Origin of the sequence: uncultured Sulfitobacter sp., assembly GCF_947502895.1 — a bacterium.
Taxonomy (GTDB): domain Bacteria; phylum Pseudomonadota; class Alphaproteobacteria; order Rhodobacterales; family Rhodobacteraceae; genus Sulfitobacter.
This window is the reverse complement of record NZ_CANNBM010000003.1, coordinates 359,279-384,034: the sequence shown is the minus strand read 5'-3', so window position 1 is coordinate 384,034 and position 24,756 is coordinate 359,279. Positions and strand designations below refer to the sequence as shown.

Sequence of the window (24,756 nt, the reverse complement as noted above, 5' to 3'; positions counted from 1 at the left end):
TTAATTTGGCTCTTATGGCCTTTTGTATTTGATTGGGTCAAAGGCGCTCAGGTCCATGTTCGGACTATGGCCATTAATTAACTCCGCAACCATCCGACCCGTTTTTGGCCCGCCTGTCAATCCAACATGCTGGTGGCCAAAGGCGCTGTAGCTGCGGCCAGCGGAATCATTTGCCCCGATCAGCGGAAGGCTGTCTGCAGGGGCAGGGCGGTGGCCCATCCATTCGACCACCTCGCCGTAAGTGATGTCCGGCAATAGTGTTTTAACCTGCCGCCGCAGCATATCAAGCGGAGCACGCGAAGCAGGTGCGTGCAGCCCCCCGAATTCGATCACACCGGCAGCACGCAAGCGGCCCTGCATCGGCGTCAGCACAAACTTGCCAGAGGCAACCATCATCGGTGCGCGGGGCATGGTGGACGGGTTTGTCAGCTCGATGTGGTATCCCCGCTCGCTTTCGAACGGGACTTTGACACCGAGTTTATGGGCTATCTCGCGCGACCACGGGCCCATGGCAAAAACGATTCTGTCCGCGCTTAGCTTGCCGTCATCGGTGATGAGCGCGGCAACTGCGCCGTCGCGCATTTCGATGTCGGTGATGGAGGTGATATGCAAGGTGCCGCCTTGCGCAACAAAATGATCCGCCAAAGCGCGCACATAGGCCCCCGGATCGCTGATGCGGCCGTGATTTTTACACCGTACGACTGTTTCAAATGCTTCGCCCCAAATCGGATCAAAGGCACCATAAGTCTTGCCGTCGACAACTTCATATTTCACGCCCTGTGCGTCGCGCTTGGACCAGCCGTAACTGTCGGCTTCAAAGGCGGCTTTGGTGTCATAGCCAAAGCAGTAATCATCGGTGGTGATGAATTGGGCCGCAGGGGTGTCGGCGGCCAGTGCCTGATGTTGCTCTACGGTGTCGTGCAGCAGGGCGGACATTGCTGTGCCGTATTTATCAACATGGGCGTCCGTTGCGTAAGACATGTACCGCTTCAGAAAAGGCAAAAGGCGTGGCAGGTACGACCAGCGCAAAAATAGTGGCGAGTCGCGGTTCATCAGCATGGCGGGCGCTTTGCCCAGCAGGCCCGGTGTTGTCACAGGAACAACGCCGCCCGCTGCAAGGACGCCCGCATTGCCGTGGCTGGTGCCACTTGCAGGCCCCTGGCGGTCAACGACCGTTACATGATGGCCCGCCCGTTGCAGCCAGATTGCGGTGGATATTCCAACGATACCCGCGCCTGCCACCAATATCTGCATGTTTTTCCGTACACCTGTCTGACTATGGGGTCAGGTGTATCAAAGCGGCGGCTAATGTCACGTGAGGATATTGCGAAGGAATGATGCTGGCAGTGCAGTGACCTGCGTAAGAAACAACAAAGGCCGCCCGAAGGCGACCTTGGTCGTTTGCCATGTGGGTTACATGGCCCAACTTGGAGCGGGCGAGGCGATTCGAACGCCCGACCCTAACCTTGGCAAGGTTATGCTCTACCCCTGAGCTACGCCCGCATCCGTTGGTGGGGGTGATTTAGCTCTCTGCGCTGTAGGCCGCAAGGGCTAATGTTGTAAGATTTGTAAAAAAAATCATTGGGCAATCGAATGTGCGATAAGGGCAAGCGCACTGACCAGCAGCATCGACAGGGTCAAGACCATCCCACCAACGCGCAAAGGCATAATTTGCGGCCTTCGGGAGAACCCGATCGCGTGCATTAACCGTCCAGCCAGCAAGACGGCCCCCATAAGATGCAACGCTGCTGCAGGCGCGCCTTGCAGTTCCGCAAGGGCCATCAGGATCAGCCCCAATGGGGCATATTCGGTCAGGTTGGCCTGCGCGCGCATCCGTTGCAGTAAAATGCTGTCTCCAGTATCGCCCAGCGACAGCTTGTTCGTGCGCCGGTAAACGATCACCCGCGCAGTAAGCGCCAAGAGCAAGAGCGTGAGCAGACCCGCGTAAAAAGCCGTAATATCTAAGCTGAAACTGCTCACTCCAATTCAACCAGCAGGTCTTTGGCATCAATCTGGCCGCCAGCGGTCACGTGGACCGCTTTGACAACCGCATCACGCTCTGCGTGCAGGCCAGTCTCCATCTTCATCGCTTCGATGGTGAGCAGAAGATCGCCCGCTTTAACAGTCTGGCCCACCACAGCACCCACGCTGGCCACAACACCGGGCATAGGGGCACCGATGTGGTTGGCATTGCCTGCTTCGGCTTTGGGGCGTTGCTGGGTCGTTGCTTTTACCAGACGGTTTGGTACGCGGATGACGCGGGGCTGACCGTTAAGCTCGAAAAACACTTTTACTTCGCCGTCTTCATTAGTGTCGCCAATAGCTTGCAGGCGGATTTCGAGCGTTTTGCCGGGGTCGATCTCGGCAGCGATCTCTTCACCGGGTTCCATGCCGTAAAAGAATGTTGGCGTGGGCAGGGTGCGCACGGGGCCATAGGTGGCATGGCGCGCCATGTAATCGGTATAGACCTTGGGATACATAAGATAACCTGCGAGATCCTCATCGTCGATCTGCGCGCCGTCCATCTGGCCCGACAGATCCTTACGCAGCGCCTCAAGATCAACAGGAGCGAGATGCGCACCCGGACGGTCTGTATTGGGCTTTTCACCCTTGAGCACTTTGTCCACGATTCCGGCAGGGAATCCACCGGGGGGTTGGCCCAGATTGCCTCGCATCATGTCGATGACGCTGTCGGGGAAAGATACTTCGGTGCCCGCATCCTCAACCTGCGCACGGGTCAAACCTTGTGACACCATCATCAGGGCCATATCGCCTACGACTTTCGAGCTTGGCGTGACTTTAACAATGTCGCCAAACATCTGGTTCACATCGCGGTAGGTGCGTGCCACCTCGGGCCAGCGGTCATCCAGCCCGAGGCTGGCCGCCTGTGCTTTGAGGTTGGTGAACTGGCCGCCAGGCATCTCGTGCAGATAAACCTCGGAGGAGGGGGCCTGCATGCCTGTCTCGAAGGCCGCGTATTGATGACGCACATCTTCCCAATAATCCGAAATTTCGCGCACGGCTGTCATGTCCAGCCCCGTGTCGCGGTCAGTGTGGCGCAACGCTTCGACGACCGAGCCGAGGGTCGCTTGGGACGTGTTGCCCGAGAACGCATCCATCGCACAATCTACCGCATCCACACCAGCCTCGGAGGCGGCGAGGATTGTAGCAGTGGCAATGCCTGCTGTGTCGTGGGTGTGAAAGTGTATCGGCAGGCCGACTTCGGATTTAAGCGCTCGCACAAGCTGGCGGGCCTGTGCCGGCTTGAGCAAACCTGCCATATCCTTGAGCCCCAGCACATGTGCGCCCGCAGCTTTCAGCTCTTTGCCCATCGCGACGTAGTATTTAAGGTCGTATTTCGCGCGGTCAGGGTCAAAGATATCGCCTGTGTAGCATATTGTACCTTCGCAGACTTTGCCCGCTTCTTGGACCGCGTCCATTGCAATACGCATGTTTTCAACCCAGTTGAGGCTGTCGAACACGCGGAACACGTCAACGCCGCTGCTGGCGGCTGTCGCCACAAAATGCTGCACCACGTTGTCGGGGTAGTTTGTATAGCCCACACCGTTAGAAGCGCGCAGCAACATCTGGGTCATGATGTTGGGCATCTTCTCACGGATATCGCGCAGGCGCTGCCACGGACATTCCTGCAAGAAACGATAGGCCACATCAAAGGTCGCTCCGCCCCAACACTCAACGGAAAAGAGCGTGGGCAGATTGGCGGCGTAAGACGGTGCAACCTTTATCATGTCATGGCTGCGCATCCGCGTGGCCAAAAGGCTCTGGTGGCCATCGCGCATGGTGGTGTCGGTGATCAGCAGCTGGCGTTGCTGGCCCATCCAGTCGGCCACGGCTTGCGGGCCTTTTTGCTCCAGCAGGTTGCGCGTGCCCATCATCGGCTCTGCGCGGCTGACGGGAGGCTGCGGCGCGCGGTGCGCTTTTGCGGGCAGGGGCTTGTCTTTTGTCTCGGGGTGACCGTTCACGCTGATGTCTGCGATATAGGTCAGCACTTTTGTGCCACGATCAAGACGCGCGGCAAACTGGAACAGTTCAGGCGTCTCGTCGATGAATTTGGTATGGTATGTATTGTCGAGGAATGTCGGGTGCTTCAGCAGGTTTTCGACAAAGGCGATGTTGGTGCTTACGCCCCTGATCCGGAACTCGCGCAGCGCACGGTCCATCCGCGCGATCGCCAGCTCGGGCGTTTGCGCCTTGGCCGTTACCTTGACCAGAAGGGAATCGTAATAGCGCGTGATTACACCGCCCGAATAGGCGGTGCCGCCATCCAGACGGATGCCCATACCTGTTGCTTCACGGAAGGCGGTAATACGGCCATAGTCAGGAATGAAATTATTCAGAGGGTCCTCTGTTGTGATGCGGGTTTGGAGGGCATGGCCCTGCAACTGGATGTCCGATTGCTGCGCTTTACCGGTGGCCTGCGCGATGGTCTTGCCCTCGGCGATCATGATTTGCGCTTGTACGATGTCGATACCGGTCACTTCTTCGGTCACGGTATGCTCGACCTGCACGCGCGGGTTTACTTCGATAAAGTAGAACTCTTCCGTTTCCATATCCATCAGGAATTCGACAGTACCGGCACACTCGTAATTCACATGGGCGCAGATCTTGCGGCCCAATTCGCAGACATGGGCGCGTTGCGCCTCGCTCAGATACGGGGCTGGAGCGCGCTCGACCACCTTTTGGTTCCGGCGCTGGACCGAGCAGTCACGCTCATAAAGATGATAAATGTCGCCGTGGCTGTCGCCCAGAATTTGCACCTCGACGTGGCGGGCCTTCATGATCATCTTTTCCAGATAACCTTCGCCATTGCCGAAGGCGGCTTCCGCCTCTCGGCGGCCTTCGCGGACCTTTTCTTCCAGCTCTTCTTCATTGTAGATCGGGCGCATGCCACGCCCGCCACCGCCCCATGAGGCCTTGAGCATTAGAGGATAACCGACTGCGGCCGCTTCTTTTTTGATGGCATCCATATCATCGCCCAGCACTTCTGTGGCTGGAATGACTGGTACGCCTGCTTCAACCGCGACCCGACGTGCGCTGGCCTTGTCGCCAAGTGCGCGCATTGTTTCGGCCTTGGGGCCAATAAAAGTTATACCGTTTTGCGCGCAGGCATCCACGAAATCGGGATTTTCGGAGAGCAGGCCATATCCGGGGTGAATGGCATCCGCGCCGCAAGATTTCGCAACTCGGATCATCTCGTCGATGCTCAGATATGCCGCGACAGGTCCGAGGTCTTTCCCGATGCGGTACGCTTCGTCCGCTTTGAACCTGTGCAGTCCCAACTTGTCCTCTTCGGCAAAAACCGCAACGGTGGTTTTACCCATCTCATTGGCAGCGCGCATGACGCGGATGGCGATTTCGCCACGGTTGGCAATCAGGATTTTGCGGAATTCGGTCATGAAAATAGCCTTGTGCAGGAAGATATACCAAATTTGTAGGCGAAACGGGGTGCATGCCGCAATGCGTGTCTTTGGGTAGGCGCGATGCTTCTGGCATGAAGCGGTATTCAGCATGGCCGTGCGCGGGGCGAAATACGTGTATCTTGTAGAAACGCTTGTCAGATAACCTGTATTTGATAACCTGACGAAAAAGCACAATATAAAACAGGATCATGAGCGATGGGTTGGAAAAGCAAGGCGGCGGCAGTCGGGGTAGCCATTGGGGTGTTGGCGGGATGCGATGCGCCTGACCCCTATGCAACGGTATCGCTGCCAAGGGGCGAGCAGTTGGACATTCGCAACATACTGGCCGCCAATCCGAACAAGCGGGCCTGTACCGAATATCGTGCAGCCAGCAATAGCTGCGCTTCAATCATCACATCAACTGTGCAAGGTAATACCATGATATCGAGGGAAATTGCTGCGGTGAAAATACCTGGCAGCACCCAAACCCAACGCGTTGAGGTTGTTACACGCAGCGCCCTGCGAGGCAGGCAGGCCTGTGTGCGTGCAGGTGACATCAATGTCACTGGCCGGGACCAGATGTCGGCGTTCTTGCTTCAGGCGACACGCTCACTGGTGAATGACTTTGGCGGGAGCGTGTGTGGCTCTTACTTCCGTGCGGGCGATGGCTATATCGTGAGCAGCAAGGGCGCCAACGGTGAAACCTTTCCACCCGGCGATGTACGTTTCCAGTTCATCACGGGCGAGGCGCAGTTGCGCGCTCAGTAATTTGAGTGGGGTGTCAGAGGCAGCGGGGCAGGCAGATCCGACAGGCGCTGCACCCCGATCTGACCCATATTAGCGCGAAGATCCTGGGCAAGAATCTCGATCAGGTGATCAATACCCTTGGGCCCCAGCGCGCCTAAGGCATAATGGAAAGCACGTCCGAGCATCACAAAATCTGCTCCCAGCGCGAGCGCCCGCAAGATGTCCAAGCCCCCTTCGACACCGCTGTCAAAAATTATGGGCAGGTCGGAGGCTGCTGCAATCTCGGGTAGTACTTCAATCGCGGCGGGTGCGCCGTCAAACTGGCGTCCTGCGTGGTTGGATACCCAGATACCATCCACGCCGAGCCCTTCCAGACGCTTGGCATCCTCCGCGCGCATAACGCCTTTGACCAGCAGCTTGCCTTCCCACTCATTGCGCAGCCAGCCGACATAGTCCCAATCAGGGGCGGTGCGCAGCAGATAACCTACGTGCGCTGTGGGCGAGAGGCCATTGGTGGCGGCGTTGGCATATTTATCCAGCCCGCGCATGTGGGGCATTCCGCGTTTTGCCATGCCCGCAGCCCAGGCAGGGCGCATCGCGACCTGCAGCGCGAGACGCGGTGTTAGGCGCGGCGGGTTCGTGAGACCAGAGCGTACCTGCCGCTCACGGCGGCTCGCCACTGGTACGTCAACGGTCAGGATCAACGTATCAAATCCGGCTGCTTTTGCGCGTGCCAACATATCCCTTCTGATCTCGGGGTCGCGCGGCGGGTACATCTGAAACCATGCATTTTCCCCTAGGTGGGGCGCAATGTCTTCCGGGCTTTGAGTGGCAACTGTCGAAATGCTGTAGGGTATGCCATTGCGCGCTGCGGCCCGCGCCAGATGACCTTCTGCGTCAGGCCACATCAGGCCGGACATGCCGATGGGGGCAATGCCGAAAGGTAACGGCAGGTCCGCGCCCAGCAATTTGGTCGTCAAATCAGGCTCGAACTCGCCGTGTAGGACAGAGGGCATCATGCCGATCCGGTCAAGTGCTGCGCGGTTGCGCGCCTTGGTCGCTTCGTCCCCTGTGCCGCTGTCCAGATACTCCCATACGAACTTGGGGATGCGTTTTTGCGCACGGGTGCGCAGATCGGCAAGGGCGGGGTATTTTGAATGCAGGTCCATGGCGCTATATGGGCGCGTGGTTTCGTAAATGTCTACGGCCTGATCGTTTTGCCGGCGCACAAACGAGGGCCAGCCTTCATGCTACCGGAGGTTAAAGGTAAAACGAAGATTGGAACATCACAAGAACATGGTTTTCCTTGGAATGGAAATTGGGTAGGGTTTACGGATGAGCAGTTTTGATGAAAATGCCGCCTTTGAGGGCGCTTCGCTTTCCGCGCGTGCTGTTGCCGCGCGCCCGCAGCCTTATCTGGAGGGGTTGAACCCCGCGCAGCGCGCCGCTGTTGAGCAAATGGATGGTCCCGTGCTGATGTTGGCAGGCGCGGGGACAGGAAAGACCCGTGCGCTGACCGCCCGCATCGTGCATCTGATGAACACAGGCCGCGCCCGCCCGAACGAGATTTTGGCTGTGACGTTTACCAACAAAGCTGCCCGCGAGATGAAAAATCGCGTGGGCGCGATGCTGGGCCAGCCGGTAGAGGGGATGCCGTGGCTGGGTACGTTCCACGCGATCTGTGTCAAACTGCTGCGCCGCCATGCGGAGCTTGTCGGGCTCAAGTCAAACTTTACCATTCTGGACACGGATGACCAGTTGCGCCTGCTCAAGCAGTTGGTGCAGGCCGAAGGGATTGATGACAAACGCTGGCCCGCGCGGATGCTGTCGGGCATCATTGACGGCTGGAAGAACCGGGCACTGACACCCGATAAAATTCCCGCGGCCGATGCAGGTGCCTACAACCACCGTGGAGGCGAGATCTACGCGGCTTACCAAAAGCGCCTGATCGAGCTGAACTGCTGTGATTTCGGTGACTTGCTGCTGCATATGGTGACAATCTTCCAGACCCATGAGGACGTGCTTGCGCAGTATCAGCGCTGGTTCAAATACATCTTGGTGGACGAGTATCAGGATACGAACGTGGCCCAATACCTCTGGCTGCGCCTGCTGGCGAGTGCGCATAAGAACATCTGCTGTGTGGGCGACGACGACCAGTCGATCTATGGTTGGCGCGGTGCCGAAGTCGGCAATATCCTGCGGTTCGAGAAGGACTTTCCTGGTAGCCATGTGGTGCGGCTGGAGCAAAACTATCGCTCGACCCCACATATCCTAGCAGCCGCTTCCGGTGTGATCGCGGGCAACGAGGGGCGCTTGGGCAAGACCCTGTGGACCGAGGCGACCGAAGGCGAAAAGCTGCGGCTGATCGGCCATTGGGACGGCGAGGAAGAGGCGCGATGGATCGGGGACGAGATCGAATCGATGCAGCGTGGCACCCGCGGACTGAGGCCTTTTTCGCTGGATCATATGGCGATTTTGGTGCGCGCAAGCCACCAGATGCGTGCATTCGAGGATCGTTTCCTGACGATTGGCTTGCCTTACCGCGTCATCGGCGGCCCGCGCTTTTATGAGCGGATGGAGATTCGGGACGCCATGGCCTATTTCCGTGTCGTGACGTCCCCTGACGACGATCTGGCGTTCGAGCGGATTGTGAACACGCCAAAGCGCGGTCTTGGCGACAAGGCTCAGCAGAAAATCCAGATGGCTGCCCGTGCGAATGGCACCAATCTGGTGGAGGGCGCACGGATATTGCTGGACCAGAACGGATTGGGCGGCAAAGGGGCGAAAGAATTGCGCGTGCTGGTCGACGGGATCGAGCGGTGGTCCTCAAAGCTGCGCGGCAAGCGGATCGAACTGAATGACGACAGTGTGCTGGACGATGGCGGACCTGTGCGAATGGAATTCGCCCCGCCAGAAATGAGCCATGTTGAACTGGCAGAAATGATTCTGGACGAAAGCGGCTACACCGGTTTTTGGCAGAACGACAAAACACCCGAAGCGCCCGGGCGTCTTGAGAACATCAAAGAGCTGGTTAAAGCCCTGGATCAGTTCGAGAACCTGCAAGGGTTCTTGGAGCATGTCAGCCTGATCATGGACAATGAGAAAGAAGGCGAGGGCGAGAAGGTCAGCATTATGACGCTGCACGCGGCCAAGGGGCTTGAGTTTCCTGTGGTGTTCTTACCCGGATGGGAGGACGGATTGTTCCCCTCGCAGCGGTCAATGGATGAAAGCGGGCTGAAGGGCCTCGAAGAAGAGCGCAGGCTGGCCTATGTGGGTATTACGCGGGCCGAAGAAATCTGCACGATATCTTTTGCATCCAACCGCTTTGTATTCGGCCAGTGGCAAAATGCCATGCCGTCACGGTTTGTCGACGAGTTGCCCGAAGCGCATGTGGATGTGTTGACGCCGCCCGGTCTTTACGGTGGCGCATTCGGAGCGGCAGCTATGCCGAAATCCACTCTGCACGAGGCGGCTGCCGAGGCGAATGTTTATAACTCGCCCGGATGGCGGAGATTGCAGGCACGCGCGGGCAATCGCGGGGTCAGCCAACCGTCAGAGGCGAAAAACATGACGATCGACATGACCGCAACCAGCAGCTTTGTGATGGGCGAGCGGGTCTTCCACCAAAAGTTCGGCTACGGTGCGATCATTGGAATTGAAGGGGATAAACTGGAGGTTGCCTTTGAAAAAGCGGGCGACAAAAAGGTTGTCGCCCGCTTTCTGACTGCAGCAGATGATGTGCCGTTCTAGCCCTTAACTGGGGCTGTGAACGTCAACTAATCTGCATTTTTGCAAACCGCGTCCACGCACCCATTTGCGCCACTGCGATCCCATTGGCGCTAGTGCGCGTGCCGAATCTGCTTTGCAGAACTCCAGTGCTGCGGCGCGGGCCTCTGACTTGGTGTTCCAGCCGAAGGAAATGCCGTAGGTATGTGTGCCATCGATGGCAAAAGCGCCGTATTTGCCCGGTTTCTGGTCACGCTTGTAGCGGTTCATGAAGTCTTTGTGCGCAGGCTGGCTCAGGCCTTTTACGCCTTTTGCGTTGGGGTTTACGCCTTTGGGGTAGGTGAGGGCGTAAAGCGTGCAAGGCTTGCCGCGTGACGCCATCTCACACATCGCCTTCGCACCTGCTTTGGCAGTGTCAAAGCTGTGAAAGTTCAGTGTGTTGCCGCTGAAGTCTGTCCCGGGTCGTACATAGAATGCGCCAAAATAGGTCCGCTGTGCGCGATACTTCTTGAATACATCGCGCTGCGCACGTGACAGCTCTATTCCCTCAACAGTGCTGAGGCGCACAGAGTTGCCGAATAATTTTGTCTCTGCCTGCACGGGCGAGACGCTCAGCATGGCAAGGGCAGCTGCCCAGATCAATGGTCGCAAAATAATTCTCCTCCTAGGGTTCTTATCTGCTTATAAAGAATGAGAATTGACGAATTTGCAATGAATATTTACTGTGAAACGATAATTTTTGGAAGGCGCTCATGCAAAAAATACGCACACTCTCTACATTTGCGATGATCCTGATGCTGCCGATGATGCTCTATTATCCGTATCAGGCGATGGTTTGGAACCTGAACCTCTCCTTCCTTGATCAAGGGGCGTGGACGCGCAACGATGTTTGGGTTGATGTTGATGCACAGATCGCCACAGCCACGCGGGTCGTGTTTTTTGTCGTCTGGACGATACCTGTGGTGTTGGGGTCGCTGTCATATCTTCTTGCATTTATGACGCTGGTTTTGGTGCGGCAGGGCATTGTCTTTGACTATCGTGTGGCGCGGCGGTTGCGGTTGTTGGGCATTTTTGTCTTTTCGTCCTCTGTGTCCTCGCTGCTCGGCGGGGCGATAAGCCCGATGATACGGTCATGGCACAACGCAGACGGGCCATTGCCCCTGCGGTTTTGGTACAACAGTAGCGAAATCGGGTTGGCATTTTGCGGGCTTGCGTTCTTGTTCTGGGGGATCGTGATGCGCGAGGCCATTCGCATCGCCCGCGAGAACGAGGAGTTCATCTGATGGAGATTGTCGTCAGGCTGGACATGGTACTGGCCCACCGCAAGATGAAGGGCAGGGAGCTTGCCGAAGCAATCGGAATAACCGAACAGAACCTCAGCTTGCTCAAATCGGGTAGGGTGAAAGGCGTTCGTTTCGAGACGCTGGCCCGGATATGTGAAGTGCTAGAGTGCCAGCCTGGCGATTTGCTGGAGGCGTTGCCAAAAAAATAAAACGGCGACCCACAGGGAGGTGTGGATCGCCGCTCTATCAAATGCACCCTTCCGAATGGGAGGAGGGAAAGATGCATCTTTTGCAGCATAGGGTCATCTGGGAGGAGAGACTCTGCTTTGCTGCTTTTTCACCGCTGCCCAGTGGGAGGACCGGGCAGCGAGGAATTTCGATTACTTGACCATTTCGGCAGCTTCGCGCGCCAGACGATTGAAATCACCGCGCGACATGCCCAGATCGGCCAGATCACGTGCTGTCATTGTGCACAGCTCATTGAATGTCTGGCGGTAGACTTTGCGCTGGCGCAGTTTCAATCCGATGGCATCAAACAATGCTGCGATGCGGCTAGGCTGGCTGGAGACGGCTACGTTGGTGTCGTTGAAGTATGTCATGTTGCTCTCTTCTCATCATCAGTATGTCTTGTTGTGGATCATAAGTAAGGTTTGTTGCCCTGCGTGCAACCGCCAATGCTGCAATGCGGCTATGCATTTTCTGCATACGCAACCTTAGGTTAACTAAATGTTTAAGTTAGACAAAATGTCACACGAGATCACGGTGGCGTGATCGGCAGGCGCAGCGATGGACAAAAAAATGGCGACGACATCAGGGAGGAGGAGATGTCGCCGCCTAAGAAGAAGAGGGCCCTCGGGAGGAGGATGAAGGCCTCTTCGATAATCAAGAAAACCATCGGGAGGATTGTTTTCACTTCTCATGTATAGCGAATCTTTCTGCGCTTGCACAATAATAAATTCCGCAATGCTGCCATGCAGCATCTGCATATGTGCGAAATTGCCTCATTTATGTGCATCCGTGTTTTGCTGCCATGCCGCAGGACCATGGCCTTGCGCATTTCGCGCAATATGCGATGTGGTGATGCAAAGGGGAGAACTATTATGTCAGTCACAAAATCCGATGTCCTTGCCGCGCTGGAGCGCATCAACTTGCCCGACGGGCGCAGCTTGGTTGCCCATGATTTGCTGCGTGCGTTGACGGTAGAGAACGGTGTTGTGCGTTTTGTGATAGAAGCACCCGATGCCGAAGTGGCGCGCGCTATGGGTCCGCTACGCGATGCGGCGGAAAAGGTTGTCTCCGAATTGGCAGGGGTGAGTAAGGCCACTGTTGCTCTGACAGCCCATGGTCCTGCGGCCAAACCTGCCGCCCCGCCGAGCCTCAAAATCGGCGGCCACCCCAAGCCGCAAGAAGGCCCCACCAAGCCAAGCGGTGTGAAGCGCATCGTGGCCATCGGCTCGGGTAAAGGGGGGGTTGGTAAATCAACCGTCAGTACCAATCTGGCTGTTGCGTTGGCAAAGCAGGGGCGCAAAGTAGGATTGCTGGATGCAGACATCTACGGACCGAGCATTCCGCGCATGATGGGCGTTAACAAACGCCCTGCCAGCCCCGACGGCAAAACCATCATCCCGCTAAAGGCGCATGGCGTTACGCTGATGTCGATCGGCTTCATGATGGAAGAAGGCAAGGCCACGATCTGGCGCGGTCCCATGTTGATGGGGGCATTGCAACAAATGCTGGGGCAGGTGGAGTGGGGCGAGCTGGATGTTCTTTTGGTTGATCTGCCCCCTGGCACGGGCGATGTACAGCTGACCTTGTGCACAAAGTCCGAGCTTACGGGCGCGATTGTGGTCAGCACACCGCAGGATGTGGCACTGATTGATGCCCGCAAGGCGCTGGATATGTTTGGTACGCTCAAAACACCTGTGCTGGGGTTGATTGAGAACATGTCGATGTTCGTTTGTCCCGACTGCGGGGCAGAGCATCAGATATTCGGGCAGGGCGGTGTTGCTGCAGAGGCGACCAAAATGGGTGCTCCGCTGTTGGGAACACTTCCTATTGATCTGGAGACGCGTCTGGCGGGCGACGGTGGCACACCTGTCGCTGCAGGCGAGGGGCCAATGGCCCAAGCCTATGCACGCATCGCTGAGGGACTGATTAAAGGCGGAATGGCCTAAGATTAAATGCTGTCGTTGTCGGTCTTCTGGATCTGGCGCGCATAAAGTGTTGTGAGCACGCTGAAGATCAGCAACCCTTCGATGATATAGATAGGCAACTCCAGCACCAGCGCGTGAACGGGACGTGATAGGTCAAACAGGGTCGTTAGCCCTGTAAGGGCCGTATTGACCAGTGCAAGCACCGCAGCCACGCCCCACAAAGGTCGTGTCAGGGGCAGAGTATGCTGCCAACTGACCCGCATAGAGATAGGGCGCCCCAGCGCCGCGGCCGGTAAAATCAGACTGAGCCTGAGTGACAGCCAGAGCAAAAGCAGTTGGGTGATGAATGTCGTAAGCATCATGGAAGGCAACGCCGGAGGGCGCGCGCCTGCTGTGCCGGACTGGCTTGCGATCAGTAGCGGGATCACAAGGGCAAGGCCGGCGACAAGCTGGATCAGTGCAAGCGCGACCACCCGCCATAAATATCCGCCGATCAAAGGGGCTGTCATCGGCTGCGGTTTGCGGATGCTTCCCAGCGTGTGGCGATGCCACAGGATAGCCATCAGCGCGTAGCTGAGTATGAATGTGCCCAACAGGATCGCAGACAAACGTACCGACTTGATGCTTTGCAAATCAGGATTGGTCGGGTCCAGCGCCAGGAGTTCGGGCGCGGTCAGCGCTGTGATGGCGCCCACGCCACACATCAACACTAACGCAGGTGCGACGACAGCCAGCGTTTTAAGCGGCGCTTCTGTCAAAAGGCCCAGAGCGTGGCGCAAAAGTGCAAGTGCAGTGTTCACTGGGCAAACCTGAATGAATGATCCTGACGCCATATTGGCCGCTTGTGTCCGTTTACACAAGAACGATGGCTGCCCGCGCATGTGTAGACTGTTTGAAGTCGCGCAATTGCATCGAAGCTGGGGCGGTATGGGAAATGATGGTACGCGCCATGGGAAATGATGGGCGCGGTTTGATTGAATTCGCGAGATCGGGGCGCGCAGGGTCAGTTTCTCACGGGAATAGGGGGCGATTCGGATCCTTTGTCGTCGTTTACTTGTGAACAAAAGGGGAATACGAATTGGTAAGTCTTCCCACAGTCAAAAAAATCGGGAAATCATGGGAAAAAATTCCCGTTTCCAGAATTGTCTATATGTTGTGGTTATAGGTCGGTTTGTCAGCACATATTCCGAAAATTCTAAATTTTCTGGTATAAATTTAGATTTATACATGCTGAGTTAGCGTAATCTTCACTGATATTTCGAAATTAATTGTAGACGCCCATGATTTCCCATGGCATCCCTAGTGCATCGGAAGAGATCGAGACACGGGGCACCAAACGACCCCACGCAACAATAAACTCTAGCAGGTTTCATACAGGCACCTCGCTTTCTTCAGACCAAAGAGATCCGGCGCGCGGGCGAGCAGACATCCCCCCAGGTGGCGCGCGCAGTCGGACTTCCCCGCAACAGCGGGACAAAGCGGCGGGTTGATCAGTGGCAGCAGATCAATCCGCCCTTTTTACATTTAACGGGTCGATAAGGCCCGCGCATCGCACCGACGGGTGCCAAACGCAAAACGACGAGGCGCAAAGCGCAAGGGACAAACACAGTGAGCCGAAGGTTCAGAGGCGAAAGCCAGCACAAGGTCGACACGAAGGGGAGGGTATCTATACCCGCCTCTTTTCGGCGTGTGCTGGAAGCGTCTGACCCTAACTGGAAGTCCGGCGAGACGCCCGAGCTGGTTATCGTCTATGGCGACCATCGCCGCAGTTTCCTCGAATGCTACACAATGGCCGCGATAGAAGAGGTGGATGCCAAGATCGACGCACTGCCGCGCGGCTCGATGGAGCGCAAGATGCTGCAAGCCCTGTTTCACGGGCAGTCGTTTCCTACGACTGTCGATGAAACCGGGCGTTTGGTTCTTCCTGCCAAGCTGCGCAATAAAATCGCGCTGGATAAAGAGGCGTTCTTTATCGGGATGGGCGACACATTCCAGATTTGGCAGCCCGAAACCTATGACACCCAAGAGCGGGCCAAGCAGGAGGCATGGCTCGACGAGCTGCCAGAGGATTTCGATCCGATGCAGTTCCTGGATGGACCAGCCGGAGCGTAGAGCGTTATGGCTGCCACCAATACATCCCCTCACATTCCTGTTCTCTTGCGCCCCATCCTTGAGGCCGTGGCACCTGTGCAGGGCACATGGCTGGACGGGACCTTTGGTGCTGGCGGCTATACGCGTGGCTTTCTGGACGCGGGCGCTGACTGTGTTATCGCAGTTGACCGCGACCCGCTGGCGTTCGAGATGGCTGCCCCTTGGGCAAGCGAATATGGCGGTCGTCTGGTAATGCAGCACGGCGTTTTTTCGAAAATGGATGAATACGCCCAAGACCTCGACGGCGTTGTTCTCGACCTCGGCGTATCCTCGATGCAGCTTGATCTGGCCGAACGCGGATTTTCGTTCATGCGCGATGGCCCGCTGGATATGCGGATGTCACAAGACGGCCCTTCGGCGGCTGATTTGGTGAATGAGGCGTCAGAGGAAGAGCTTGCCAACATTATCTTTCTGTATGGAGAAGAGCGTGCAAGCCGCCGGATCGCCAAGAAAATTGTGTTGGCGCGCGAAGAGGCGCCGCTGACGCGGACGCTGGAGCTGGCCAAATTGGTCGAAAGCTGTCTGCCGCGCCCCAAGCCCAACCAGAGCCACCCCGCAACGCGGACCTTTCAGGCGCTGCGCATTGCGGTGAATAATGAGTATGGCGAACTTTGGGAGGGTCTTATGGCCGCCGAACGGGCGCTCAAACCTGGCGGTAAGCTGGCGGTGGTGACGTTCCACTCAGTCGAAGACCGCATGGTCAAACGCTTTCTGACGGCGCGCGCAGGGGCGGGCGGCAACGCCAACCGCTTTGCGCCCGAACTGGTACAGGACGCGCCGCAGTTCAAGGTCAAGTCGCGCAAGGCCATCATCGCCGATGCGCAAGAGTTGGACGAAAACCCACGCAGCCGAAGTGCAAAGCTGCGTGTGGCCACACGCACCGACGCGCCAGCCGGCAGTATCGAGGCGAGGGCCATAGGAATGCCGATGATGAAGGGGAAAACGAGATGAAGTCGGTGATTTACGTTTTGACCGCTCTTGGTGTGATCGGACTGGCCTTTTGGGCCTACCGCGAAAACTATGCCACCCAAGCTATTCTGAACGACACGGACGAGCTGCGGTACGAAATTCGCAATGCCCATGCCCGTCTGGCAGTTTTGCGCGCTGAATGGGCATTCCAGAACCGCCCCGACCGCCTGCGTGATTTGGCCGAGCTGAATTTCGAGCGTTTGCAGCTGTTGCCGTTGCACCCTGACCAGTTCGGGCAGGTAGACGAGGTGCAATACCCGACACCGAAACTGCTGCCGATCACCAACTCCATTGATGTCTCGACCATGAATGCGGAGGATCCGCTATGATCCGCACCCCCCTGCGCCCGCTTGCCCGAATTCTTGAGGCCCGTGCCAAAGGTGAAAACCCTGACGCGATCGAAAACCAGAACCGCCGCATCCGGCACGAGCAGATGCGCGATCAGGACCGCAGCCGTGCCGAGGGCCGTCTGCTGGTGCTCGGTGTGTTCTTTTTCTGCGCCTTTGCTGTAGTTGGCGCGCGTATGGGCTTGCTCGCCATCTCTGATCCGGTAGAGCCGCGCGCCCACGCACCCGGCTCGATTATCGCCAACACCCGCGCAGATATCGTGGACCGCAACGGTCGTATTCTCGCGACTAATCTTGACACACATGCGCTTTATGCCCAGCCGCCACATATGATTGACGCCGAAGGCGCCGCCCGTCAGCTGGCCAAGATTTTCCCTGACCTGAAAGAAGAGCGGCTCATCAAGGACTTTACCGGTAAGCGCAAGTTCTTGTGGGTGAAAAAGAAGATCAGTCCCGAGCAGATGCAAGCCGTACATGATATTGGTGATCCGGGTCTGCTGTTTGCTCCGCGCGATATGCGCCTTTATCCCAATGGTAAACTGGCCGCGCATATTATGGGCGGTGCCAGCTTTGGCCGCGAAGGTGTGCGTGCTGCCGAAGTGATCGGTGTGGCCGGTGCCGAGAAGTATTTTGACGACTACCTGCGCGATCCTGCAAATGCAGGCAAACCGCTGGAATTGAGCCTTGACCTGACCGTGCAGGCCGCAGCCGAGCGTGTTCTGGATGGTGGCATGAAGCTGATGAACGCCAAGGGTGCCACCTCGATCTTGATGGACGTGCATACGGGCGAGGTCGTAAGCGTCGTATCATTGCCCAGTTTTGATCCCAACAACCGTCCGCGCCCCGCGATTGAGGGCGATCCGTCTGACAGCCCATTGTTCAACCGCTCGGTTCAAGGTGTGTATGAGCTTGGCTCGACCTTCAAGATTTTCGCGGCTGCCCAAGCGATGGAGCTGGGGCTGGTTAATGCCAACACAATGATTAACACCGCAGGACCAATGAAAGTTGGCGGTCATACGATTGGCGAGTTCCAGAACAAGAATTATGGCACACTGAGCGTAAGTCAGATCATCGAGAAATCCTCCAACCGCGGCACAGGTCGTCTGGCCCTAATGATCGGCAAAGAGCGTCAGCAAAAATTTCTGGAGAAACTTGGCCTGTCCGTGCGGACCCCGTTCGAGATCGTCGAAGCTTCTGGTGGGCGGCCCTTGATGCCTGCGCGCTATACCGACCTGTCAGCGGTCACGATATCTTATGGTCACGGCATATCCACAACAGCAATGCATCTGGCGGCAGGTTATGCGGCGATTGCGAATGGGGGGCTTGCGGTTAAACCGACACTGCTCAAGCAAAAAGGTCCGCAGCTGGGCGAGCGTGTGATGCGAACCGAAGTCGCCGCTGCAGCACGGCGGATGCTGCGCGACGTGGTCGTAGGCAAGAACGGAACAGCAAGTTTTGGCGAAGTCCCGGGCTATTTTGTGGCTGGCAAAACAGGCACTTCGGAAAAGCTGCGTGCGGGTGGCGGGTATTACAAAAACAAAAATATCAACACCTTCGCTTCGATGTTTCCAGCCGAAAACCCGCGCTATGTACTGATTGTCACGCTCGACGAGCCTGTGATGACCTCGGGCGACAAACCGCGCCGCACCGCAGGTTGGACGGCGGTGCCAGTAGCAGCTGAAATGATCCGCCGTGTTGCACCTTTGTTGGGGATGCGGCCCACCATTGAACCTGCGCAAGTCGCTGATATAACCCTGACCAGCAGCAACTAATTACGCAGGCCCACCCCCATGACAACGCATCCCGGCATTCGGCTAAACTCTCTGGGGCTGATGGCCGTAGGGGGTGAGAACCCGACACTGACAAGTCTCGAAGTCGATAGCAGGCGGGTGGGTCAAGGCACACTTTTTGCCGCGATGCCCGGATCGGTTGTGCATGGGGCAGGTTTTGTGGACAAAGCATTGGCGGCGGGGGCTGTCGCGGTCCTGACGGATGCGCAGGGCGCCCAATTGGCGGGTGACGCGGTGCGCGCTGCAGGGGCAGCACTTGTGATCTCCGAGCAGCCGCGCGAAGCATTGGCCCGCACTGCCGCCCTTTGGTTTGGCGCACAGCCCAAGACCATGATTGCAGTGACAGGGACCAATGGAAAAACTTCTGTTAGTACGTTCGTGCGGCAGATCTGGATCGAGATGGGCCTTTCGGCCGTAAATCTGGGCACAACGGGGGTCGAGGGGGCATGGACCGCACCGCTGGCCCATACCACGCCAGAGCCGATCACGCTGCACCGCGCGCTGGCAGATGCGGCTGCCAATGGTATCACCCATGCGGCGATGGAGGCGTCCTCGCACGGGTTGGACCAGCGCCGCCTTGACGGTGTGACGTTGCAAGCAGCGGGGTTTACCAACTTTACCCAAGACCATCTGGACTATCACGAGACGTTCGAGGCCTATTTCGACGCCAAAGCGGGCCTGTTCGCCCGCGTGCTGCCCGAGACCGGCACAGCCGTAATCAATATTGACGATCCGCGCGGCGTTGACATGGCCGCGATTGCCTCGGCGCGGGGGTGCAACGTGATCACCGTCGGCCGCGATGGGGGTGATTTGCACCTGACGGGCCAGCGTTTTGATGCAACGGGACAAGACCTTCGGTTTGAATGGCGCGGCAAGGCATATCAAAAACGCCTGAACCTGATTGGTGGTTTTCAGGCAGACAACGTACTGCTGGCGGCCGCCTTGGTTATCGCTTGTGGTGCCGACCCTTCCCATGTGTTTGATACCATCCCGCATCTGACAACTGTGCGGGGCCGCATGCAACTTGCCGCGACGCGTGACAACGGTGCGGCGGTTTTTGTTGATTATGCCCATACGCCTGATGCGATCGCCACGGCGCTGGCGGCCATGCGCCCGCATGTCATGGGCCGCCTGGTGGCTATTGTCGGTGCAGGGGGTGATCGCGACACGGCCAAGCGCCCGCTGATGGGGGCCGCTGCCGCGGAGAATGCCGATCTGGTTTTTGTGACCGACGACAACCCGCGCTCCGAAGACCCTGCCACCATCCGCGCTGCCGTGATGGAAGGCTGTAGGGATGCCACCGAAGTGGGCGACCGTGCCGAGGCAATCCTGCGGGGTATAGATGTGCTGGAAACAGGTGATGCGCTGCTGATTGCAGGCAAGGGGCATGAAACAGGCCAGACCATCGGCGATGATGTGCTGCCCTTTGATGATGTGGAACAAGCCAGCGTAGCTGTGGCGGCGCTCGACGGGAGGCTGACATGAGTTTGTGGACAAGCGCGCAGGCTGCTGCGGCGACAGGTGGCAAGGCGCAGGGTGACTGGGCTGTAAATGGCGTCTCTATCGACACCCGCACGATTGAGGCAGGTGATCTGTTCGTGGCGCTGAAGGATGTGCGCGACGGCCATGATTTTGTCGCCATGGCGCTGGAAAAAGGGGCAGGGGCGGCACTCGTCTCGCGTATCCCCGAAGGGGTAGCACCCGATGCGCCTTTGCTGGTTGTGGATGATGTCCTGAAGGCGCTGGAAGGCCTTGGCGCTGCGGCGCGTGCGCGCACGGATGCCAAGGTGATCGGCATTACCGGCTCTGTAGGCAAAACCTCGACCAAGGAAATGCTGCTGGCCATGCTTTCCCCGCAGGGGCGCACGCATGCAAGCGTGGACAGTTACAACAACCATTGGGGCGTGCCGCTGACGCTGGCGCGAATGCCCGCCGATACCGAATACGCGATCATCGAGATGGGCATGAACCATCCCGGTGAAATTCTGCCTCTGACCATGTTGGCCCGCCCCCATGCGGCTATGGTTACAACAGTCGCCGCCGCCCATCTGGAAGCGTTCGAGAACATCACCGGCATCGCGCTGGAAAAGGCGAGCATCTTTGACAGCCTGCCCATCGGCGCTCCGGCGGTATATAACGCAGATGTTGAAACTTCTGCCATTCTGGCAGCGAAAACCCATGACAAACGATTACACGGCATAGCCTTTGGCGAGCACGGATTTGACTGGAAGCTGAAGGAGCTGAGCATTCAGGGTGATACAACCGTTGTGCAGGCTGAATTCGACGACAAGCCGATCTTGTTCAAGCTGGCCACACCGGGGCGGCATTTTGCCATGAACGGGCTGGGTGCCCTGGCGATTGTGCAGGCCATTGGTGCCGATCTGGGCCAAGCGGTGGCTGCCTTGGGCCGCTGGACCCCCTACAAAGGGCGCGGCCAGCGCGAAGTCATACAGCTTGATCCGGTAGAAACCTCCCAGCGCCTATCCTTGATCGACGATAGCTATAACGCCAACCCCACGTCTGTCTCGGCCGCTCTCGAAGTGCTTGCCGGCGCGCAGACTACCGATGGTGTGGGCCGCATTGGCAAGGGTCGCCGCATCGCCTTTCTGGGTGACATGAAAGAGCTTGGCACAGACGAGATAGCGCTGCATGCGGGGCTTGCGCATCTGGAGGCTACACAGTCACTGGATGTGGTGCATTGTGTCGGCCCGCTGATGCGCGCGCTCTATGATCTGCTGCCCGAGCACCAGCGCGGTGACTGGTATGAAACCTCTGCGCAGATGTGCGAAGGTTTGCGCCACCGTCTGGATGCGGGGGACGTGGTGCTTGTTAAGGGCTCTTTGAGCATGAAATTGGGCCTGATCGTTGACGCCATCCGTAAAATGGGCCATCGGGTAACTGACGAGTAACACCGCCTATGGGGGGGATACGCTGGGCTGACCTACAAGATGTGGGTAGTGCACCGGTCAAGTAAGTAAGGACGATGTATGCTGTATTGGTTGACCCTGTTGTCGGATGGCGGCGATTTCTTTAACCTTTTTAGATACATCACTTTTCGTGCAGGTGGCGCTTTTCTGACTGCGCTTATCTTTGGCTTTATCTTTGGCAAACCGCTGATCAACATGCTGCGGCGTACCCAAGGCAAAGGTCAGCCCATCCGCGATGATGGCCCCGAAGGGCATTTTGCCAAGGCTGGAACGCCTACCATGGGCGGCTTGTTGATTGTCGGTGCTTTGTTGACGTCCACGCTGTTGTGGGCACGGTTGGACAATCCGTTCATCTGGATGGTGCTTTTTGTCACGATGAGCTTTGCCGCCATCGGTTTTGCAGACGACTATGCGAAGGTCAGTAAGCAAACGGTGGCGGGTGTATCCTCCAAAGTGCGGTTGCTGCTTGGCTTTGCGATCGCTGGCATCGCAGGTTTTTGGGCCGCGCAATACCACCCCGAGCATCTACAGCACCAACTGGCGCTGCCTGTGTTCAAGGATACGCTTATTTATATGGGCTATCTTTTTGTGCCTTTTGCAATGGTTGTGATTGTGGGCGCAGCCAATGCGGTCAATCTGACCGATGGTCTTGACGGTCTGGCGATTATGCCAGTGATGATTGCAGCTGGCACGCTTGGCGTGATCGCCTATGCGGTGGGTCGCGTTGATTTTACCGATTATCTGGATGTGCATTACGTGCCGGGTACGGGTGAAATCCTGATCTTTACGGCGGGTATCTTTGGCGGCGGCCTTGGGTTTTTGTGGTACAATGCGCCCCCTGCGGCAGTGTTTATGGGGGATACAGGCTCGCTTGCGTTGGGCGGCGCGCTGGGGGCAATTGCGGTCGCCACCAAGCACGAGCTGGTGCTGGGCATCGTAGGTGGCCTGTTCGTTGTCGAGGCGCTGAGCGTGATTATTCAGGTGCTTTACTTTAAACGGACGGGCAAGCGTGTGTTTCTGATGGCCCCGATCCACCACCACTATGAGAAAAAGGGCTGGGCCGAGCCGCAGATCGTGATCCGCTTCTGGATCATCTCGCTGATCCTCGCGCTGATCGGTCTGGCCACCCTTAAGGTCCGCTGATGGTCACGCCCGTCAAAGATACGGCTGCTATGATCGCGGGCATGGCGCCTGTGCTTGATCCGGTCCTCTACCACTTTTGCACCGGCCCCGAGGCACTGGCCGCCCACGCCATCGCCACCTTCCGCGAGGACGAAGGCCTGTCCCTGATCCTGAGCGACGAGACGGCAAGCGCGCACGGCCTGCAAAGCGACCTGCCCATGCAGCGCATCACCCTGTCGGTACATTCCGCGCTGGACGGTGTAGGCCTGACTGCCGCCGTGGCCTCCGTGCTGGCCGAAGCAGGCATCGCTTGCAACATGGTCGCAGGCCTGCACCACGATCACGCCTTTGTGCCAGCCGAGGATGCCCCCCGCGCCGTAGCGCTGTTGGTTGATCTGGCAGGACAGGCGTAAGGGGCTGGCACCTCTGGGCTTTTCGCCTTTGCCGTGTATTCTGGACATTGGGATAGGGTGAGGAAAGCGGTATGGACAGCCTTGTTGCGCTAGGTAACGAAGTTTGGACGTGGTTTGGTGTCGAGGACAACCAGAACCGTGCAAATGCCATAGCCGCTGTTTTGGCCGTGCTGCTGACGATCCTTGGTCTATTGGGCGGCGCATTCTGGTTCATCGTCAAACCGATTTTCAAAAAGAAACCGCCCGAACCTCCAGTGTTTACCGCCTCCCTGCCAACGGGCGATGTCCTTTCTATGGATCAGCATTTGATGATCTTGGACAAACGCGAAGCGCAATTGCAGGAAAAACTTCGTACACCCATGTGGAAGAAGGCGATCTTCTCAATCGCGAGATTGCGGCGCTGAAGGCGCAAATCGCCAATCCCGAAGCCTCCCTCAAGGAAGCGCAAAAGCGCATTCGCGATCTTGAGGGAATCCTCGAACGTGCCGGCAATGAAATCGGTGGCGACCGTATTGCCGAGGCGCGCGCGGCGTTGGAGCAGGGCGACTATTCCATCGCGGATGAGTTGTTTGCAGAGATTGAAGCCCGCGAACAAATGGCTGTCGAGAATTCTGCTCGCGCGGCCTTCGGGCGCGGCGAGGTTGCCGAAGCCGAAGTGCGGTGGGCAGATGCCGCCAATCACTACGCCCGCGCCGCCTCCCTTTCCGCGACCTATGACCATCTCTACAACGCCAGCAATTTTGCGTTGAAGGCGGGTGATTTTGCCGCCGGTTTGCGGTTTGCCAAAGAGATGAAACGCAAATCGCGTGCCGAGGGAGATAAATTGGAACTGTCCAGCGCCTTGGACCGCGCCGCAACAGCACTTCAAAACAGCGGAAATTATCCAGCAGCGGAACCGCTGTTTCGGGAGGTTCTAGCTCTTACAGGTGAATTGGAAGGCAAAGAGTCGGAAAGTTATGCAAACGGTCTCAACAATCTGGCTGGATTGCTTGACGCAACCGGACGGTATGAAGAGGCCGAGCCGCTTTACCGCGATGCGTTGGAGATTGACCGAAAGACAGTGGGCGAGGTGCATCCGTCTTATGCAATACGCCTCAACTATCTTGCTGAATTGCTTCGCGTAACCGGACGGTATGAAGAGGCCGAGCCGCTTTTCCGGGAGGCGTTGGAGATTACCCGCAAGGCAGTTGGCGAGGCGCATCCGAGTTATGCTGTACGTCTCAGCAATCTGGCTGGGTTGCTTGAGGCAACCGGACGGTATGAAGAGGCCGAGCCGCTTTTCCGCGAGGCGTTGGAGATTGTCCGCAAGATAGTGGGTGAGGCGCATCCGGACTATGCGGTATACATCAACAATCTGGCTTTTTTGCTTCGCAGAACCGGACGGTGTAAAGAGGCAGAGCCCCTTTACCGCAAGGCGTTGGAGATTACCCGCAAGACAATGGGTGAGGCTCATCCGGATTATGCGATTGGCCTCAACAATCTGGCTAAATTGCTTGAGGCAACCGAACGGTATGAAGAGGCCGAGCCGCTTTACCGCGAGGCCTTTGCTGTGTTTGAGGCGGCTTTAGGGGCGGATCATCCGAGTACGGTGACGGTTGCAAAAAATCTTGAGATTTTTCTGGCCGCGCGGCCTAGAGACTGCCGCTGGCGCGTGGTGCCTGCGCGGAACAGCTCGATTGATCTTGCCCACCCCGAACCTCCACATTGA

At 57.5% G+C, this 24,756-nt stretch carries 22 protein-coding genes and 1 tRNA gene; 15 read left to right on the top strand and 8 right to left on the bottom strand.

What is annotated here, in order from left to right; translation table 11 throughout:
- Positions 1 to 12 precede the first annotated feature (12 nt).
- From Q0903_RS14905 to Q0903_RS14890, 4 genes are all read right to left on the bottom strand, one after another.
- Positions 13 to 1,254, bottom strand: a complete 1,242-nt coding sequence (locus tag Q0903_RS14905) for an FAD-dependent oxidoreductase (RefSeq protein ID WP_299416730.1) — start codon at positions 1,252 to 1,254, stop codon at positions 13 to 15.
- A 174-nt stretch (positions 1,255 to 1,428) separates the two neighbouring features.
- Positions 1,429 to 1,503 (bottom strand) — tRNA-Gly (locus Q0903_RS14900).
- 75 nt (positions 1,504 to 1,578) lie between these two features.
- Entirely contained in the window at positions 1,579 to 1,980 is a 402-nt protein-coding gene (locus Q0903_RS14895; protein WP_299416728.1) for an MAPEG family protein, read from the bottom strand.
- A complete protein-coding gene (locus Q0903_RS14890) occupies positions 1,977 to 5,417 on the bottom strand; it encodes a pyruvate carboxylase (RefSeq protein ID WP_299023903.1) in 3,441 nt (1,146 codons plus the stop codon). The genes Q0903_RS14895 and Q0903_RS14890 overlap by 4 nt, the downstream gene beginning before the upstream one ends.
- A gap of 219 nt (positions 5,418 to 5,636) precedes the next feature.
- Between Q0903_RS14890 and Q0903_RS14885 the strand changes: the two genes are divergently transcribed.
- Entirely contained in the window at positions 5,637 to 6,188 is a 552-nt protein-coding gene (locus Q0903_RS14885; protein ID WP_299023902.1) for a hypothetical protein, read from the top strand.
- On the opposite strand, the gene Q0903_RS14880 is transcribed toward Q0903_RS14885, so the two are convergent.
- Positions 6,182 to 7,336: an alpha-hydroxy acid oxidase gene (locus tag Q0903_RS14880; RefSeq protein WP_299416725.1), complete on the bottom strand. Its 1,155-nt coding sequence runs from the start codon at positions 7,334 to 7,336 to the stop codon at positions 6,182 to 6,184. The two genes, Q0903_RS14885 and Q0903_RS14880, sit on opposite strands and share 7 nt — an antisense overlap.
- Positions 7,337 to 7,502: 166 nt before the next feature.
- Here Q0903_RS14880 and Q0903_RS14875 point away from each other — a divergent pair, with 166 nt between their 5' ends.
- Positions 7,503 to 9,917 carry a UvrD-helicase domain-containing protein gene (locus Q0903_RS14875; RefSeq protein ID WP_299023900.1) on the top strand — a complete coding sequence of 805 codons (2,415 nt, stop codon included), beginning with the start codon at positions 7,503 to 7,505 and terminating at the stop codon, positions 9,915 to 9,917.
- Between the two features lie 3 nt (positions 9,918 to 9,920).
- Here the strand turns inward: Q0903_RS14875 and Q0903_RS14870 are convergent, their stop codons facing one another.
- Positions 9,921 to 10,544, bottom strand: a complete 624-nt coding sequence (locus tag Q0903_RS14870; RefSeq protein WP_299416723.1) for a hypothetical protein — start codon at positions 10,542 to 10,544, stop codon at positions 9,921 to 9,923.
- A gap of 101 nt (positions 10,545 to 10,645) precedes the next feature.
- On the opposite strand from Q0903_RS14870, the gene Q0903_RS14865 reads away from it, so the two are divergent.
- The gene (locus Q0903_RS14865; protein ID WP_299416721.1) at positions 10,646 to 11,176 is read left to right on the top strand and encodes a hypothetical protein; all 531 of its coding nucleotides are present in this window, start codon (positions 10,646 to 10,648) and stop codon (positions 11,174 to 11,176) included.
- Positions 11,176 to 11,385, top strand: coding sequence for a helix-turn-helix transcriptional regulator (locus Q0903_RS14860; protein ID WP_299023897.1), 210 nt, complete (start codon positions 11,176 to 11,178; stop codon positions 11,383 to 11,385). Before Q0903_RS14865 ends, Q0903_RS14860 begins: the two co-directional genes overlap by 1 nt.
- Before the next feature lie 171 nt (positions 11,386 to 11,556).
- Here Q0903_RS14860 and Q0903_RS14855 read toward each other — a convergent pair whose 3' ends face one another.
- Positions 11,557 to 11,775: a DUF1127 domain-containing protein gene (locus tag Q0903_RS14855; protein ID WP_299023896.1), complete on the bottom strand. Its 219-nt coding sequence runs from the start codon at positions 11,773 to 11,775 to the stop codon at positions 11,557 to 11,559.
- Between the two features lie 501 nt (positions 11,776 to 12,276).
- On the opposite strand from Q0903_RS14855, the gene Q0903_RS14850 reads away from it, so the two are divergent.
- Positions 12,277 to 13,350: an Mrp/NBP35 family ATP-binding protein gene (locus tag Q0903_RS14850; RefSeq protein WP_299023895.1), complete on the top strand. Its 1,074-nt coding sequence runs from the start codon at positions 12,277 to 12,279 to the stop codon at positions 13,348 to 13,350.
- Between the two features lie 2 nt (positions 13,351 to 13,352).
- Here Q0903_RS14850 and Q0903_RS14845 read toward each other — a convergent pair whose 3' ends face one another.
- The gene (locus tag Q0903_RS14845; protein ID WP_299023894.1) at positions 13,353 to 14,129 is read right to left on the bottom strand and encodes a hypothetical protein; all 777 of its coding nucleotides are present in this window, start codon (positions 14,127 to 14,129) and stop codon (positions 13,353 to 13,355) included.
- An 808-nt stretch (positions 14,130 to 14,937) separates the two neighbouring features.
- Between Q0903_RS14845 and mraZ the strand changes: the two genes are divergently transcribed.
- From mraZ to Q0903_RS14795, 10 genes are all read left to right on the top strand, one after another.
- Positions 14,938 to 15,441, top strand: a complete 504-nt coding sequence (mraZ, locus tag Q0903_RS14840) for a division/cell wall cluster transcriptional repressor MraZ (RefSeq protein ID WP_299023893.1) — start codon at positions 14,938 to 14,940, stop codon at positions 15,439 to 15,441.
- Positions 15,442 to 15,447: 6 nt separating this feature from the next.
- Complete coding sequence (gene rsmH, locus Q0903_RS14835; RefSeq protein ID WP_299416718.1) at positions 15,448 to 16,431, top strand: 16S rRNA (cytosine(1402)-N(4))-methyltransferase RsmH; 984 nt, start codon at positions 15,448 to 15,450, stop codon at positions 16,429 to 16,431.
- Entirely contained in the window at positions 16,428 to 16,778 is a 351-nt protein-coding gene (locus Q0903_RS14830; protein WP_299023891.1) for a cell division protein FtsL, read from the top strand. The genes rsmH and Q0903_RS14830 overlap by 4 nt, the downstream gene beginning before the upstream one ends.
- Entirely contained in the window at positions 16,775 to 18,568 is a 1,794-nt protein-coding gene (locus Q0903_RS14825; RefSeq protein WP_299416716.1) for a penicillin-binding protein 2, read from the top strand. Before Q0903_RS14830 ends, Q0903_RS14825 begins: the two co-directional genes overlap by 4 nt.
- An 18-nt stretch (positions 18,569 to 18,586) precedes the next feature.
- The gene (locus Q0903_RS14820) at positions 18,587 to 20,071 is read left to right on the top strand and encodes a UDP-N-acetylmuramoyl-L-alanyl-D-glutamate--2,6-diaminopimelate ligase (RefSeq protein ID WP_299416714.1); all 1,485 of its coding nucleotides are present in this window, start codon (positions 18,587 to 18,589) and stop codon (positions 20,069 to 20,071) included.
- Positions 20,068 to 21,495, top strand: coding sequence for a UDP-N-acetylmuramoyl-tripeptide--D-alanyl-D-alanine ligase (gene murF, locus Q0903_RS14815; RefSeq protein WP_299416712.1), 1,428 nt, complete (start codon positions 20,068 to 20,070; stop codon positions 21,493 to 21,495). Before Q0903_RS14820 ends, murF begins: the two co-directional genes overlap by 4 nt.
- A 78-nt stretch (positions 21,496 to 21,573) precedes the next feature.
- On the top strand, positions 21,574 to 22,656 hold the full coding sequence (gene mraY, locus Q0903_RS14810) for a phospho-N-acetylmuramoyl-pentapeptide-transferase (RefSeq protein ID WP_299023887.1): 1,083 nt from the start codon (positions 21,574 to 21,576) through the stop codon (positions 22,654 to 22,656).
- Positions 22,656 to 23,048: an ACT domain-containing protein gene (locus tag Q0903_RS14805; protein ID WP_299416709.1), complete on the top strand. Its 393-nt coding sequence runs from the start codon at positions 22,656 to 22,658 to the stop codon at positions 23,046 to 23,048. The genes mraY and Q0903_RS14805 overlap by 1 nt, the downstream gene beginning before the upstream one ends.
- A 71-nt stretch (positions 23,049 to 23,119) precedes the next feature.
- Positions 23,120 to 23,452 carry a hypothetical protein gene (locus tag Q0903_RS14800; RefSeq protein WP_299416707.1) on the top strand — a complete coding sequence of 111 codons (333 nt, stop codon included), beginning with the start codon at positions 23,120 to 23,122 and terminating at the stop codon, positions 23,450 to 23,452.
- Complete coding sequence (locus tag Q0903_RS14795) at positions 23,410 to 24,756, top strand: tetratricopeptide repeat protein (RefSeq protein ID WP_299416706.1); 1,347 nt, start codon at positions 23,410 to 23,412, stop codon at positions 24,754 to 24,756. The genes Q0903_RS14800 and Q0903_RS14795 overlap by 43 nt, the downstream gene beginning before the upstream one ends.